Source organism: Streptomyces sp. NPDC001093, assembly GCF_040298985.1.
GTDB lineage: Bacteria > Actinomycetota > Actinomycetes > Streptomycetales > Streptomycetaceae > Streptomyces.
This window is the reverse complement of sequence record NZ_JBEPBF010000024.1, coordinates 29,239-44,461: the sequence shown is the minus strand read 5'-3', so window position 1 is coordinate 44,461 and position 15,223 is coordinate 29,239. Positions and strand designations below refer to the sequence as shown.

Below are 15,223 nucleotides of genomic sequence, written 5' to 3'. Positions count from 1 at the left end.
CGAGGAGCAGCGGCGGCAGTGGCGTCCGCTGCTCTCGGGCTGCGGCAGGTCAGGTTCCGGTCTGCTCCAGGGCCGCGTTCCAGGCGGCGAGGGCGTCGGGGCCGGAACCCAGGAGCGGGGCGACGGGCTTGGCCAGGTAGTCATGCTCGACGAGGTAAAGGCCGGCTGTGCCGGCGTAGCCGGGGAACAGCTCGTTCAGTCGCGCCATCACGGTCTCGGGCTCGGCATCGTCGGCGTTGAGGAGGCGGCGCGCAAGGATCTTGCGGTTCCACACGTCGATGCCAAAGACGGCAGGGTCGCGGGAGGCATGGGAGGCGATCACTGCGGCGGTGTAAGGTCCGACGCCCTTGATTTCCTGGACCGCCTCCATGAGGTTACCGGCGGCTTGGAGGTCCTCGGTGCTGTGGTCGCGGAAGTAGGCGGCGTAGTGCGGCAGGCTTTTGGCCCGAAAGCCCAGCCGGTCCCGTTCCTTCAGCGTCTCCGGCGAGACGTGGGCAATCTCGTCGGGGGTGAACCACGCCCGCAGCGTGATCCCGGCGAAGTGGACGAGATGGCCGTAGTGCATCAGCAGGTTGCGGGTCATCTGGGTGGTGCGGCGGATGGTGACGTTCTGCAGCAGCAGGGCGATCACGGCGATCTCGAAGTGGTCCTCAGGGCATGACTGCCGCATCCCGCCCAAGTCCGTGAGCGGCTGGCTCATCGCGGGCACGCGGGCCGCGAGTTCCGCGAACGCTGCCTGGTCTTCGTCCAACCCATATGAAGAGATCAGCCGGCGCGTCAGCTCCTCGCGGTGGGCGGGCTTGAAGTCGCCGTCGGTGTAGATGTCGGCGATCACTGTGCGTTCCTCGGCACGCAGCCGGGCTCCGACCACGAGGTCGCCGACTCGGAAGGTGCGCCAGCTGCAGGACTCGGTGTGGGCTTCCAGGCCGGTGGCGTAGTGGGACGGCTTCCAGAAGGTGTGCAGGGCGTTGAAAGGACCGCCGCCCGTGACGGGCAGTTCGAGGGTGTCGGTGTGGTCGAGGGTGCGGGGGTTCACGTCATGCTCCTGGGTGGCGGCCGTGGGTCGAACGAAGGCGGGAGTCGTCGTGGTGCAGGCCATCGGGTGGGGCTGGGCCGCCCGTCTCGGCGTCGTCGTACAGAGCGAGGGTGCGGCGCAGTTGCTGAGTGAGGGCCGCGCGCAGAGCTGCGGGCTCGACGACTTCGACGTCGGGGCCGTAGCTGGTGACCAGCGGAATCAGCCACTCCCAGCGGTCGACGAACAAGACAATCGACAGGAACCCGTCGTCGTGTTCGTGGACTTGCGAGGTGGACTTCAAGCTCAGCCGCCGCAGTTCGTCCCGTGCCCCAGGGGACACCCGCAGGGTGACCCGGACGTCGCCCTTGCCGTAGTCCTCCATGGTCTGGTCCCACCATTTGCGGACGGAGAACCCTTCGGGGTAGGCGAAGGTGAGGTCGGTGGGCTGGAGCCGGTCGACCAGGTTCAGCCGGAAGCGGGTGGGCTCGCCGGTGGTTCGGGCGGCGACCATGTGCCATTCGCCGGCTTTCCAGACCGCCCCGTACGGCTTGACCAGGGCTGTTTCCTGATCGCCGTCCTTGGTGCGCCAGGTGGCCTCTAGCGCTGTCGCGGTGAGCATGGCAGTGCGCAGGACGGGCAGGTGGCCGGAGCCTTCGTCGCGCCAGTACCAGTCGGCGGTGTCGAAATGGATGCGCTGGGCCAGTCGCCGGATGACGTCCTGGACGGTCTCACTGACCCCTGCGGCGCGAGCGCGGTCCTCCGCCGGCGTATCCGGGGTGGTCGGGTCGAGGAAGCCGAGGACGTACAGCCGTAGGGCATGGTCGGAGTTGATGGTGAGCGGGTCGAGCGCGGTGTCCGCGGCCAGCCGGTAGCCGCCGGTTTTGCCGGGGGTGGCCTGCACGGGAATGCCGGCGGCGATGAGGGCGGCCATGTCGCGGTAGACGGTGCGCTCGGTGACGCCGAAGCGGGCCGCGATCTCCGGGGCGGGCACGTTGGTACGGCTGCGGAGCAGGTGCACGATGCTCAGTTGGCGGGCCCGGGTGGAGTCGACCATCAGCGCACTACTCCGAGCGGGTAGACCTGACCGGTGACGTAGGACCAGTGCGCGGCCGTGGCCAGCTCGATGCATGCGCCGGCGACCTCGTCCAGTGCCAGGGGGCGGCCCCAGGGCAGCTGGGCGAAGTACCCCTTGGGATCGGTAACGCCTTTGAGTGCCATGACGTGATGGGCAAGCGGCGAGTCGATCAGCGAGGGCGCGAGCAGGTTGACCCGCACGCCGTGCTGCTCCTCCTCCTTGGCCACGGTGACCACGAGTGCTTCGAGAGCGGCTTTCGCCGCGGTGTAGGGGCCGTTGTTCGCGCGCGCGGCCTGTCCGGCGTCTGATCCGACCGCGAGGACGGACGTGCCATCGCACCGCGCCCGTTCGGCCAGAGCGTGCCAGGTGCGGACGAAGCTGAGGGCGTTGGCCTCGTAGACGCTGCGGAACTCGCCCATGGGCGTTTCGGCTACCGGCTGCTTGCTGGAGGGCGAGCCGACGCAGGCGAAGACCGCGTGTAAGCGGCCGGGCTGCGCGTCGACGGCCTGCCGCAGCTTGTCGGACGAGGCTTCGTCGGCGGCGTCGAAGTGCGCCCAGGTGCTGTGCTCGTTCCCCTGCTCAGGCTCAGGAGCACGGGTGTTGTATGTGGCGACGACCCTCCAGCCGGCTGCGGTGAGGCGGCTGTGGATCGCGGTGCCCAGTGCCCCACTGGCGCCGGTGACGACGGCCAGCGGGGCACTGGTGGACGAGGGCTGGGTCACCGGGTGCTGGCCTCCGGCTGGGCGGGGGCGTCGGGGTGGTCGGTGTCCCACATCTCGGCGAACCGCATCTGCTCGTCCGGGATGTCGAACAGCGCTCCGACGCGACGGGCGTGGTCGATGGCACCGCTGTCACCGCGAGGAATGTCGACCACCGTGCGAGGGAAGGCGACCAGCATGCGCTCCTCGTTCAGCATGTGCGCGTAGTACAGCTGCGGCTTCAGCGCGGCAGACAGCTCCAGCGCGAGTGCCGCGGCCCGCTCTGCCGGCACCGTCAGCTCGATGATCTCGATCGGTGTGTGCGCGTCGAGCAGGTGCGGGTAGCGGCGGTCCTCCATCCCGGCGAACGCCTCGGGGAGCGCGCCTCCGGCAAGGCTTTGGGTGATCACCACTGCGCGCAAGGTGGGGCTGGCCATGTCGGACATGGTCCTCTCGGTCTAGTGGTAGGGGAAGGTGAGGGTCTCGAACACACTCCGGCCGGTGCACAGCCCGAGCAGCCGCTCGATCCCGAGGCCGAAGGTGAAGACGTCGGCCGGGTCGCAGTCGATGTCGGCGAAGAAGTCGACCGGCCCGTCGTCGGCCGGGACGCCGTGCAGCTGGGTGCGCAGAGCGATGTTGTTCTGCACCATCGGCCGGTAGTCCTCGGCGGTGCGCAGCTTCACGCCGCCGTCGCAGATTTCGACGCCGGCAGCGATCAGGGAGAACCGCTGTGCCCGACCGGAAGCGTCCACGCGGGAGTTGTGCCGCAGTTCGTAGGGGAACCCGTACAGGACGACGGGAGTGGTGACGGCCGCCTCCACGGCGTGCTTGAGGAATTCCTCCATGACCGCCCAGTCGGAATCCCCTGCCGCCAGGCCGCGGCTCGTCAGCCAGTTCCGCGCCGCCGTGACGAGTTCAGGGCCGACCGGGGCCTGCGGCAGATTCAGTGCCTCGGCGATGGCGTCATCCACCGTGCGGGTGGCGATGGTGGAGAAGTCGATACCGCCGGGCGGCTGCAGCGTGGCGAAGGCGGCCTGGACAGCGTGCTGGACCAGCTCGGTGACCAGCTTGATGCCGTCAGCCAGAGGAATGTCCCGAGCGGCGGTCTGCAGCATGGTGAACTCGATCGCGTGGCTGTCGTCCGCCCGTTCCGCCCGGATCGCCTTGCCCAGGTCGTATACCCGGTCGACGCTGATGACCAGGCGCCGCAGGTACTCCTCCGCCGAGTGCTTCAGGTGGAAGCTCTCCCCGGTGAGCGGGTGCCGGGTGGAGAACTGGGGGATCGGCGCGCTCTCCCTTGCCACACACAGCACCGGTGTAGCGGCTTCCGTATAGCCCGCTTCGTGCAGCCAGGCACGCACGGCGCGCAGCAGATCCGCCTTGGTCAGCAGCAGGTTCCGTTCGCTCGGGTGCTGCTTGAGCAGCGTTCCATACAGGCGCCGTTCCTGCTTCGGGATCGTCATTCCTGCTCGCCTCCCCGGGTGGTCCACGCAGAGGTGACGGTCAGGCCATGCTCGTCGTCGCTGTCGAGGAGGACCTCGGCGCCGATCGGCAGGGTGTTCTTGAGCGCGGTGTGGCCGAACGGCAGCCCGAAGGCGATGGGGAAGGTGTACTCGGCACACAGGTCCATGACCATCTCGTGGGCCCCGAGACCGCTGGAAGGTTCGCAACTCACCAGCTCGCCGACGACCATGCCGGCGATCTGGTCGAGGACACCACGGTCGCGGAAGTGGGTGAGGGTCTGGTCCAGCAGCTCGACCGGTTTGAACGCGTCCTCCCACGCCAGGACGGCGCCGTTCCAGTCCGGCTCCCACACCGTGCCCAGCAGACAGCGAAGGGAGGACAGGCAGCCGGCGATCAGGTGCCCCTGGGCGGAACCGCTGCGCGCCCAGGTGAGCGGCGCGTCGATCCGCGCGGCAGCGGCCTCGCCGGCGAGGACGGCGGCGAAGTGGTCGCCCGTGGCGGAGGGAGCGTCGTCGGAACCCCAATCCCACAGCACTGCGGGACCGTGGAAAGTCGGCATGCCGGTACGGGCGGTGATCGCGTTCAGCAGCAGGCTCGGGTCGCTCACGCCCACGATCGGCTTGGGATGCGCGGCGATCAGCTCGTAATCCAGTCCGCGCAGCAGCCGGTTGGCGTTCTTCCCACCGCCGGCACACACCACCGCGTTGATGGCGGGGTCCGAGACGAAGGCGTGAAGGTCGTCCAGGAGCTGGGCTTCGCTGCCGGCGCGGTAGCCGTCGCGGGTCGCGGCGTGGGGAGCGATGACGGGGTCGTAGCCGCGGCCACGCAGGCGCTCCACGCCGCGGTCGAAGATCTCCGGATGGGCGGCGGGCTCCGGCGCGGACACGGTGACGATGCCGATGCGGCCACCCTTGGCGAGGGGCGCGGGCAGAAGTCGGGCGATGCTCAACGGGGTTCTCTCCTTACAGCGGGGCCGGCGCAACCGGTGCACGAACAGTGATGACCTTGGTGCACGGGGTGACCGTAGAGGGTGTCAGCGGGCGGGGGCCAGTCGCATACGGGTCTCCTGCCTGGCCCGGGCTGCGGTCGCCTCGCTGGTCCAGGGAGTCAGGGAGGTGTAGTAGTCGAACTTCGACCACCCCTCCAGCGAATCGGGAGGGGTGAACCCGTGCTGAAGTGCCTGCTCCCACAGCGGTGTGCCCGGATAAGGGGCGAAGAGGTGCACGCGCGTTTCGGGTTCCGGGTCCAACTGCCGTAGCTCGCCCATCAGGGAGTAGGTGTCCTCCACCTCCGCCTCGCTCTCGCCGGGGAACCCGACGATGAAGGTGTAGCTGCCGAGGATGCCGTGCCGGGCGATGTCGGCGGCCACGTCGAGGATCTGCGCGCGGGTGATCTCCTTGTGCACCACCTCGTTCAGGACCCGGTCGTTGCCGGACTCCACGCCCATGAGCAGCCGGGAGCAGCCGCTCTCGGCGATCCGTTCCAGCAGCGGGAGCTTGGCCCGGCGGGCTTTGAGGATGTCGTTGGGGTTGATGCTGGCCGCCCACCGCAGATCCAGGCCACGGTCGATCAGCCCGTCGCAGAACCCGATCGCCCGCCTCAAATTCACGAACCAGTCAGCGTCGTAGAACTTCACGCCGTTGATGTTGTACGTGGCCTGCAGCGCGGCGATGTCGTCGAGGAGGTCCTGGGCGGCCATCGCGGAGTACTTGCGCTGGTAGGTCAGTTCGAAGCAGAACTGGCACCTGTAGACGCAGCCCTTGCTGGAGACGTAGTTCAGCGTCCTTGAGGCCACGGTCGGGTCGTCGCGGATGTACTTGGCGACGTCCAGCAGCGACCACGGGTAGGCGCCGAGGTTCCCCGTGCGCGGTGGGTTGGAGGTCCCGCACACCACGCATCGGCCGTCGTCCATGCGCAGGCCCGGGACCAGGCGGCGTGGCGTGCGGCCGAGCAGCGATTTCACGTACTCGACCATGGAGTTCTCGCCGGGACCCTGGAGAACGGCGTCCACCAGCGGATGCGCCGCGGTCTGCTCGGGCTGCACATTCACGTGCGGGCCGCCGAACACGACCGGCGGACAGAACGGACGCTGCTTTGCCGCGCGCACCATGTCCAGGGCGTGGCCGATCTGGCCACCGCCGGTCATGATGCTCACCCCGATGCACACAGACCCATCGAGGTGTTCGTCCAGGAGGCGCTCCCACCCGGCTGCATCCTGCTGGTTGCCGTCGAACAGCACCACGTCGACCAGGCCACTGGCCATGAGCGGCTTGGCCAGCGTGAGGAGCGAGAAGGGCATCCAGAAGTAGACGTAGTCCTTCTCGTGATCGATCTTGGGATAGACCAGAATCAAGGTGGGGCGGCCAGCCGTCGCTGGCCGGGGTGCGGGGATGGCCGAGGACTGGGTCCGGCTGCCCGGGAGGCCCATGAAAACGCTCATCGGCTGACCTCGACCAGATGCTGGGGAGTGGCGTCGCCGGGTCGGAAGTAAGCGGCGGCGTACATCTCGAAGGCCGCCTCCAACTGCGCCGCCAAGCCCTCGGCGTCGCCCTTCTCCAGCAGGGGGGCAAGGTCGACAGTGACGTCCTCACGTAGCAGGCAGAACTGCAGTCGGGCATCGGCCGTCAGCCGCAGGGCCATCAGGGCGTCGTGGCAGGGGAACAGGGGGCAGCCCCGGCACACCGATCCGTACCAGGCGCCGGCGTTGGAGTCCTTGATGACGACCTTCGTCCCCGAGGGCATCGTGAACACGGTCATGGGGTGCCCGAGCCCGCCCTGCTGGAGGACCTCCTCGTCGACGGCCCGCCCCCGCAGGTCGCCCGCCAGCTCCTCCAGCGGCACGTACAGGTCCGGCAGGTGGAGTTGCCGCTTGATCTCCAAACGTCGGGCGAAACTTTCGCTGGACTCGTTGAGGTCCTTGATGATGTCGAGCAGCTTCACGCTGCGGACGCCGGTGGCCTCGCAGAAGTCGATCAGGGGCTCGATTTCCGTGGTGTTGATTCCGGACATCACCACCACGTTCACCTTCACCGGAACCCCGGTGGCGACACACGCCTTGATCGCGGCAAGTACCTCGCCGTGGTCGTCGACGCCGCAGATCTCCTTGTGGAGCTGCGCGTCCAGGGTGTCCAGGGAGACGTTGAACAGGGTCACCCCTGCTTCGGCCAAGGCCGGCGCGAGCTCGCCGATGCGCGGGTGCCGAGAAATGACCTCGACATCACGCATGCCTGCTTCCTGCCGCAGGCGCCGCACCGTGTCGACGAGCGGCTCGTACAGAGCCGGGTCGCCACCGGTCAGCTTGATGGCATCGACACCCTGGTCCTTTGCAGCGGCGGCCACGGCGACCAAGTGGTCGGGAGCCAGCGAGGCTCCCGACTTTGTGGCTACCGCCTCGCCTGAGGGGCGGCAGTAGTAGCAGCTCCTCTTGCAACGGGAGTTCACCGTCACCCGTAACTGCGGTTTGCGCATGTCACCCATCCCTCGGACATCGCTGACATTCACGTGCACAGCCTTTCGGCTCCTCTCTCTGATCAGCAAGAACATGGAGAAGACTCGATGTCAGGGTTTGCTCCGCGTGAATTCCAAACCCTGACATGGGAGTTATGAAGATCGGATTCACGCGTGCTGTCACTCGGTGGTCTCGGTTGCCGGTGCGGCGGCCGTCGGGGCTTCTTGAGCACGGTAGTAGTCCAGGGCCGCTACTCTTTCGGTCGGGGCGGGAGGTATAGCTGCCCGGAGGCTTCGTCGAGCGTGGCCTGGGCGCTGGGCCTGGCGTCCGCGTCGGCGCCGATGTCGGTGTGGGGTGCGCAGGTCGCCGGCGTCCGCAACGGAGGGGGCATGGCAGCCATGCCATCACGCCGTCTGCGCAGACGCTCGCCGCTCCAGCGGTGCTCTGTTGGCATCAGAGGTCCACCGGCCAAGCTGAGAGTACGGCGCGGACGGTCTTACCGGGGCCTTCGTGGTGAAGGAACCAGAAGACCTCGGCGCCCAGTTCTGCGACCTGCCGAAGGCCGCGGCCCCGCTCTCCTCGCACTGCGGTCTTGAAGTCGGGGAACGACGGGTTGAGGTCGGTCACGTCCACAAGGAGGTTGCCCGCTTCGTCAACGGCGGCACGTAGAAGGAGCGTGTGCGTCTTCGCGTGATCAGGCAGGCCGTGGCGCACGCCGTTGGAAACCAACCGGGCGACCACCTCAGCAGCTTGAAGAGCAGGACCCATCCAGCCGAGCACGGGAAGCATGCCGCGAATCCATACCCGTCCCACCCTCACAGCCCCGATTTCTTCGCTGGGCAGGTCAGTCTGGAGGCTGGCGGCGATCGGCGATGACCGCACCGTGGGTAGCAGACCTGCTCCGGCGTGCTCAACGGGTGGCTGCACCGTGCAGAGCAGCTGTGGCAGCGCCCGATAGACCAAGTTCGCCTGAGTGGTTGCTCCACCGAGCAGCTTCCGCGCCTGCCTGGCGATCTCCTCGACTTCCCATACCTCCGTGTGCAGGTCGTCCCACGCGTACTGCTTCAACGTCCTGCCACGAGCCAGAGCTTGGACATAGCCGAGGACGTCGGGAGGAAGCCAATCGGTGCCCTCTGGGTCTGGCAGATCAAGTACGCCGTGGACACGCGCGCGAAAGATGAGTTCTGGTTGCCGACCCTGCGGGCGGCTACGTTCGGTGCCGAGTTTCTTCGCTGCTGCGGACCAGATCGGCCCCAGGCCGTCTGCGGGAAGGCGGTACTTCTCCTGGGCTAGGTTCCCCGCTATCTGTGAACCGCCGTGGCCAAGCGCAGCCAGAGCAAGTGCACGCCGTTCTAGCGCAGACAGAGGTGTGGCACCCGCCGGTAGTTCGGGGCGCACGAGGACTGTCACGGCTGGCCTCCATGCGCCTGGTCAACGGCCACGGTGGACCCACAGGTGGGTACCTGATCCGTCGCGGTGCCCGCTGTGGCGAGGGGGTGCGCCTCGGCGATCAGCGGCAGTGAGTCACTGTTCAGGGAGTCCGGCCTCTTCACGATCTCGCGCTCGACCAGAAGTTCCAGCAGTTCGTTCACGGCCCAGCCCATCCGTCGCAGGTGGCCGAGGCCCTGCCGGTAGTCGCCCGGCATCTCTTCCTCGCACATTGAGCCGGCCTGCTTGATACGGGGGTCGGGCTGCTCGTGATCCCCGGCACCGTAGTTGGCGGTGATGCCCAGGAGCTGCATGAGGTGGCCGCGGAGGCGCTGCCCCAGTTCCTCGACGTTGTCCTCGGGCGTCGGGACGGAGTCGAGAGCGTCAGCTACGTCGTCCAACATGGCGTCCCCGTCGTACGGGCTCCAGGCGCGTACCTTCAACAGGGTTGCTTCGATGGCCGCGTCTGCCGGCCGCCTTGCGGGCTCCACAGGGTGGTCCCAGCGGGGCGCCCCATGGCTGCCACGGCGCACGAGCGCGGGAGAGGTCATTCGCCTTCCTCCCTTGCGAGGAGGCGGCACCAGACGGTAGCACCGCCATCGCTGACGCCCCATTGTCCGCCGTTCGCCTGAACCATGGCCTCGACCAGCGCGAGGCCACGCCCCGACTCGGCGTTGTCATTCGCCTGCATGGGCTGGGCGCTGCCCGCCATGCCGTCATGAACCTTGATGCGTAGAAAGCCTTCGGCAAGGCTCACCGTCAGGCCGATCTCCGTGGTGCCGCTGTGCACGAGCGCGTTGGTGACCAGTTCAGAGACGATCACCAACACGTCATCGGTCATTGCCCCGAGGCCGCAGTATCTGAGCCGAGCTGTGGCGATCCGGCGCATGATGCCTACCCGAGCTGCATCCTCGGGTCGGGGCGGCTCGCCCTGCCGGCGTGGGGCAACGGGGAAACGCTCATCCATCACGTGCCCGCTGCGGCGGAGAACCGCGCGAGGCATCCGTACGGCTGTCGTCGTCATCACGTCCTCTGGGGGGAGCGCAGGACCGAACGGACAGCAGACACAGCCCTGCGCAAGGGGGTCCGGTCCGCGTCGGGGGCGAGGATGGTGCAGGCTTCGGTCAGGCAACGGGCCAACGGAGCCGGGCTGGTGAGCAAGGGCCCCCGTCCCGGCAGCAGGTCGTCGGCCGGTAGTTCGAGCCACCGTGTCGTCGCATCAGGCCGCGACGACGGTGCAGGCACCTGAATCTTGTGCTCGCCCCGTCGCCTGAGGCATATCGGTCGAGGAAACCGGTCAGGCCATCGGGAAGTGGCCATCAGGGGCTGCCAGCGGTCGGCAGTGCCGAGAGGTACGAGGATTTCGGAGGTTCTGCACGAGCACGGCCACTGCGGGGGGTGGTCGAGGTGCCGTACGCCGGACGTTCGAGCGGGACCGCGCCCGTCGCCTGACGCAGTCCGGGTATCCGTGCCAGTCATATGGCTGGTCTTCACCGGTTCCCTCCCGGGCAAAGGCAGTTGGTGGTTTCGTTGAGCACGAGCGAACCGTGGATCGCATCGCGGCGGTATCTCCCGGCGGCTGCCGGGACCGTCAAACCCGTCAAAGATCGTTTTGGTGAACCGAGGTAGTCGATGGCGCGCGAGCGGAACGTGAAGCTGGCCGACGCGATCGCGGAAACAGGCTGGTCGCAGCAGAAAGTGGCGGCGGCCTTCGTGAGGGTCGCGGCCGAGGTAGGAGCAAAGGAACTGCTGGGCACCAGCCGCTCGCACATCGCCATGTGGGTGGCGGGGACACAGCCCTCGGGCAGAGCACCCCTTATCTTGTGCGAGACGTTGTCCCGGCGCCTCCAACGCCCCATCACTCCAGCTGAGATCGGGCTCTCCGCGCCGCGTGCGGGTGCAGTTGCGGCATCGGAATGGAACGTCGATACGCTGACTGCGCTGGTAGACCTTGGGAGAAGCGACGTGGACCTCGAACGCCGCCGATTGCTGGCCGGCGCCGCCTACTCGGTTGGTGGCCTGGTTCTGCCTGGACCGCAGTGGTGGGATGAGGCTCCCCAACGGGCAAAGTCTCGCCCCGCCGCGACGAGCCGCAGGGTTGGGGCCGCCGAGGTCAGCGCTGTGCGTGAGATGACAGAGTTCTTCTCTCGAAGGGACCAGCGACACGGCGGCATGGACGGCCGTACGGCCCTCTACCAGTACCTCGTCGACGACGTTGCCAGGTACGTCGGAGGGGTATTCACCAGCGACGACACCCGTCGCGCCCTGCTCGCCGCTGCCTCCGAGGCGGTGTACGTCGCCGGCTGGATGAGCTTCGACGCCTCCCACCACGAGGCCGCGCGTCGCTACTTCACGCTGGCCCTGAAGCTCGCGGCGGAAGCCGACGACGCTCCCCTCGCCGGCCACATCCTGCGGGCGATGGCTCACCAGGCAACGGACCTTGGCCACCCACGGGCCGCCGTCGACCTCGCCACGGCTTCCGTGGAGCGTAAGCGGTACACCCTCGCGACCCCCCGCGAGCGGGCACTGCTCGGAGTGGTGCAGGCACGCAGCCTCGCCGCTGACGGACAAAGGCGTGCCGCGATCGCAGCGCTTCTCCGGGCCGAAGACGACCTGGCTGCGGCTGACGTCGGCGACGAGGATCCGAGTCGGGTGTGGTTCTTCCAGCGGGCTTCCCTGGCGCACGAGACCGCCCGCACCCTGTGGACGCTCGGCGATCTCGACGGAGCGCTCCGAGAATTCAACAACAGCGTGCTGACTAGGAAGGCCGACGCCTTCAGCCGGACCCACGCGGTGACTTTGGGCTACATGGGCACTGTGCAGGCCCGCAAGGGGAACGTGGAGGCCGCGTGCCTCACGTGGGCACAGGCCCTGGACGCGATGGAAGGCGTGCAGTCGGGCAGAGCACGCGAGGCAGCCGTGAACATGCGCCGAGTGCTGTCCCCCTTCCGCAATCGGGGAATCAGCGTGGCGGCGGAGATCGACGAGCGCGCCAAGGCCGTACTCGAACGAGTAGCCTGACGGCGCCATGGTGGTAAAGGCGGGCATGCTGTGGTCGACCGCCTTGCTGTGCCGCGAGCGGAGAAGGGGGAACCGTGTCCACAAAGTCCATCGAGGTGCCGGTGATCGCCGATGTGGTCGGGGGTCCCAAGGGGCGGCTCGACGACTTCAAGGGCGGTGTGGAGTCGATCATTCGGCTGCGCCCGGAGTACCCGGAGGAAACCCTGCAGGGGATCGAGGAGTTCTCTCACCTCCAGGTCACCTGGTTCTTCAACCTCGGCTCTCCCGAGGACGTGGCGCTCCACGCGCGCAGCCCGCGGGACAACCCCGCGTGGCCGGCCACGGGCACCTTCGTGCACCACAACCATCGGCGCCCTGCCCGCCTTGCGACCTCGTTCCCGCGGTTGCTCCGCGTCGACGGACGGGACCTGCATGTCACTGACCTCGACGCTGACGACGGCACCCTGGTCGTTGACCTGGTGGCGGTCTTCAAGGAGTTCCTGCCGCGCGGCACCGTCACACAGCCCGCGTGGCCCAGCGAGATGCTGAAGGACTACTGGAGGGACGCCGCCGAACGCTGACCGGGCATGCTCCGGAACGAAGGCCGGCGGCCTGACGGGACGTAGCCGCCCGAGGGGGCGCCAGCGAGTGGTCGGTCAACTCGTCGACCCTGGCGGCTTCGGTGAGGGTGACCGCCAAATGCACGACAGTGCCGCATACAAGGCTCTTCGCCGCCACCCGGCGGCGAAGAGCCTTGGCTGTTGCGCCAACCTTCAGCAGCGGAGTTTCCAGCTCGCGCTTACACGGAGCCGATTCATGCGGGTGGAGGCACGATAACGCCACGAACGGCCCGCCGCAGGTCGTGGTGCACAGGCGGAGTGAATACGTCGTTGGCGGCCTGCGCACATGCGGGGCATGCAGCGGAATCTGAATCCCTATGGCGGCGGCCAACCGGCCGCCACGATCATGCCCCGTCGAGCCTACGAGGCCATACGTCGTCCTGGCCGACGAGGGGTCCTCTTTCTGCGCTGTCAGGCCGACCTGGCATTCGCCCACGGCAGACGAGAAAGACTCTCGGAAGACTGGAACCCTCTCCGGGGCTATGTCAACGTACAACACACCCCAACCATGAGGTCGGTAACCGGCCCACTGTGTAATCAGATGAGGAGTCCTCTTCTCCCTGTTCAGCTGGTTGTGTCAACGCTGGCTGTGCTGGACGCGTCGCTGCCGACACCTAGTTCGTGCGGAGACCGCAGCTAGGACAGGTGCCCTAACCAAGTGCGAGTGCAACATAGACGACGATCGCCGGTTAGCCAAACCGGCGATCGTGACGACCATTGAGCGAGTCGCGCTTGGCTGACCTTGGCAGGGCGCCGTAGCGGGCGCAGTAGGCAGCGCTGCAATCCAAGAATTGGAAGGTCGGGCGCACCCTCTGCTGATTCTCTGATGGCATTCATTACCGGTGATGATGGTAGGTGTGATTTTGACGCAGGGTGGAAGCTACCGGCTTCTAACGCCAGCTGAAGTGGCCGATTGGCTGAAGGTAAGTGAATTGACGATCAAGAACAAATACCGAGCCTGGGGTTTGCGGCCTCAAAAGGTCGGTCGACTCCTGAGATTTCGCGAGCGTGACATCGTCGCATACCTGGAAAGGAAGTACGGGTAGTTTGGTGAATCGAGTCCTCTTGGTCGGCTGGCAGGTGGTCCGGTAGGTTGGCTCGGGTTTTCCAGAAATGCAAGGAAGACGAGAAGAGCGGTAACTATCCCTGCACTGCAACTCGCTGCGGCCATCCCTGGACGGTGCGCTACCGGGAGCCTGGTGGGCGCGGTGGGCGGCAGCGGGAGAAGTCGTTCGAGAAAAAGGGGTCAGCCGACTCCTTTGCCGCCAAGGTAGAGCGAGAGAAAGATCTCGGTACCTACATCGCCCCCACAGGGCTGCTCGTCCCTCTTGTGACCGTGTACCGTGAGTTCATCGACTCTGGGAGCCGGGTGAATGGGACGCGTTACCAGTATGAGACGAGTCTTCGCCTACACGTGGATCCCTATTTTGGGACTACTGCCATCGGTGCCGTCAAGCCAAAGCATCTCAATGCGTGGTTGAAGTGGATGGTGGAAGAGCGCGGTTATGAGGAGAGCACGGCGATCAATCGCTATGAGACGCTCGCCGGTGTCTTCAGCTTCGCCGTCGCCAACGAGTACATAACCAGGAATCCGTGCCAGCATGTCCGCACCGGTCGCCAACGAGTGAAACGGAGGGTCAAAAGGACCATCCGCCTGCCGACCTTGGCAGAGATCGAGGCGATTGAGCGGCACCTACCCGGGCCCTACAAGCTGCTCGTGTGGCTCATGGCTGGGTGCGGGTTGCGCATCGGTGAGGCGTGTGCAGTGACGTTGCAGCAGTTTGATTTTGAGAGTGGCACTCTCTACGTCGACCGCCAGGTCACGCAAGATGGTGAGAACGAGGAGCCTAAGACCACCGTCCAAAAGGCCATCACTAAGGGCAAGGGGCGTGCCCATTGCATCCGCCACCTCAAGTGGCGTGACCTGGACGAGGGTCGAGCGGTTCCCGTGCCACCCACCATCGCCGCCCGGGTACAGGAGCATGTCCGACTGTATGGCACCTTTCGCGTAGAGGAGGGTCTCAACCGCCTGGAGGGGGACTACCTCTTCTCCAACGTCGGGCGCACCAACATCCTCATGTACTCCCTCGTCGACCGGCTGTGGCGTAACGCGAAGAAGGCGGCGGGCATCTCGCGGAGGATCACCACGCACTGGCTCCGGCACTTCTTTGCCTCGGCCGGCCTGTCGAAGGGCGTTCCGGTGACGGACATGGCTGAGTGGCTGGGGCACCGTGACCCCAGGATCACACATCAGACCTACGCGCATGTGATGCCCGATGCTCCCGAGCGCCTGAGGTCTCTGATGGATGCAGTCTTCACTATGCGGACCGAGCTCGACTTGCCCCTCGAGTTCGAGGCCGTGGTCGAGGCGGCGTGAAACAAAGTTACGAACGTGTGGTGGGGCCCAGGCCCCGCCCCCCGGGCCAGGGCCCCCCCCGCGGGACAGGGGGGCCCCCCCCCCCCCCCGGCGCCCCA

At 67.0% G+C, this 15,223-nt stretch carries 15 protein-coding genes; 4 read left to right on the top strand and 11 right to left on the bottom strand.

Features of this window, described 5'->3' with window-relative positions; genetic code table 11:
* Positions 1-49: 49 nt before the first annotated feature.
* From ABT288_RS15035 to ABT288_RS14985, 11 genes are all read right to left on the bottom strand, one after another.
* The gene (locus ABT288_RS15035; RefSeq protein WP_351606994.1) at positions 50-1,036 is read right to left on the bottom strand and encodes a DNA glycosylase family protein; all 987 of its coding nucleotides are present in this window, start codon (positions 1,034-1,036) and stop codon (positions 50-52) included.
* Between the two features lies 1 nt (position 1,037).
* On the bottom strand, positions 1,038-2,069 hold the full coding sequence (locus ABT288_RS15030; RefSeq protein WP_351606992.1) for a helix-turn-helix transcriptional regulator: 1,032 nt from the start codon (positions 2,067-2,069) through the stop codon (positions 1,038-1,040).
* Positions 2,069-2,812, bottom strand: coding sequence for an SDR family NAD(P)-dependent oxidoreductase (locus ABT288_RS15025; protein WP_351606989.1), 744 nt, complete (start codon positions 2,810-2,812; stop codon positions 2,069-2,071). Before ABT288_RS15025 ends, ABT288_RS15030 begins: the two co-directional genes overlap by 1 nt.
* A complete protein-coding gene (locus tag ABT288_RS15020; RefSeq protein WP_351606987.1) occupies positions 2,809-3,225 on the bottom strand; it encodes a hypothetical protein in 417 nt (138 codons plus the stop codon). Before ABT288_RS15020 ends, ABT288_RS15025 begins: the two co-directional genes overlap by 4 nt.
* Positions 3,226-3,246: 21 nt before the next feature.
* Positions 3,247-4,251, bottom strand: coding sequence for an amino acid--tRNA ligase-related protein (locus tag ABT288_RS15015; RefSeq protein WP_351606985.1), 1,005 nt, complete (start codon positions 4,249-4,251; stop codon positions 3,247-3,249).
* Positions 4,248-5,201 (bottom strand): S66 peptidase family protein, encoded by a 954-nt coding sequence (locus ABT288_RS15010; RefSeq protein ID WP_351606982.1) that lies wholly within the window; start codon positions 5,199-5,201, stop codon positions 4,248-4,250. Before ABT288_RS15010 ends, ABT288_RS15015 begins: the two co-directional genes overlap by 4 nt.
* An 84-nt stretch (positions 5,202-5,285) precedes the next feature.
* A complete protein-coding gene (locus tag ABT288_RS15005) occupies positions 5,286-6,692 on the bottom strand; it encodes a B12-binding domain-containing radical SAM protein (protein ID WP_351606980.1) in 1,407 nt (468 codons plus the stop codon).
* On the bottom strand, positions 6,689-7,720 hold the full coding sequence (locus tag ABT288_RS15000; protein WP_351606977.1) for a radical SAM protein: 1,032 nt from the start codon (positions 7,718-7,720) through the stop codon (positions 6,689-6,691). The genes ABT288_RS15005 and ABT288_RS15000 overlap by 4 nt, the downstream gene beginning before the upstream one ends.
* Positions 7,721-8,153: 433 nt before the next feature.
* On the bottom strand, positions 8,154-9,110 hold the full coding sequence (locus ABT288_RS14995) for an ATP-binding protein (protein ID WP_351606974.1): 957 nt from the start codon (positions 9,108-9,110) through the stop codon (positions 8,154-8,156).
* On the bottom strand, positions 9,107-9,532 hold the full coding sequence (locus ABT288_RS14990) for a DUF6415 family natural product biosynthesis protein (protein WP_351606971.1): 426 nt from the start codon (positions 9,530-9,532) through the stop codon (positions 9,107-9,109). The genes ABT288_RS14995 and ABT288_RS14990 overlap by 4 nt, the downstream gene beginning before the upstream one ends.
* A 143-nt stretch (positions 9,533-9,675) precedes the next feature.
* Complete coding sequence (locus ABT288_RS14985; protein ID WP_351607106.1) at positions 9,676-10,095, bottom strand: ATP-binding protein; 420 nt, start codon at positions 10,093-10,095, stop codon at positions 9,676-9,678.
* A gap of 665 nt (positions 10,096-10,760) precedes the next feature.
* Between ABT288_RS14985 and ABT288_RS14980 the strand changes: the two genes are divergently transcribed.
* From ABT288_RS14980 to ABT288_RS14965, 4 genes are all read left to right on the top strand, one after another.
* Positions 10,761-12,149: an NsdA family TPR-like regulatory protein gene (locus ABT288_RS14980; protein WP_351606968.1), complete on the top strand. Its 1,389-nt coding sequence runs from the start codon at positions 10,761-10,763 to the stop codon at positions 12,147-12,149.
* Positions 12,150-12,223: 74 nt separating this feature from the next.
* Positions 12,224-12,709: a TrmO family methyltransferase domain-containing protein gene (locus ABT288_RS14975; protein ID WP_351606966.1), complete on the top strand. Its 486-nt coding sequence runs from the start codon at positions 12,224-12,226 to the stop codon at positions 12,707-12,709.
* 884 nt (positions 12,710-13,593) lie between these two features.
* Positions 13,594-13,794, top strand: coding sequence for a helix-turn-helix domain-containing protein (locus ABT288_RS14970; protein ID WP_351606963.1), 201 nt, complete (start codon positions 13,594-13,596; stop codon positions 13,792-13,794).
* Between the two features lie 134 nt (positions 13,795-13,928).
* Positions 13,929-15,125, top strand: a complete 1,197-nt coding sequence (locus tag ABT288_RS14965; protein ID WP_351606960.1) for a tyrosine-type recombinase/integrase — start codon at positions 13,929-13,931, stop codon at positions 15,123-15,125.
* The last annotated feature ends 98 nt before the right edge of the window (positions 15,126-15,223 follow it).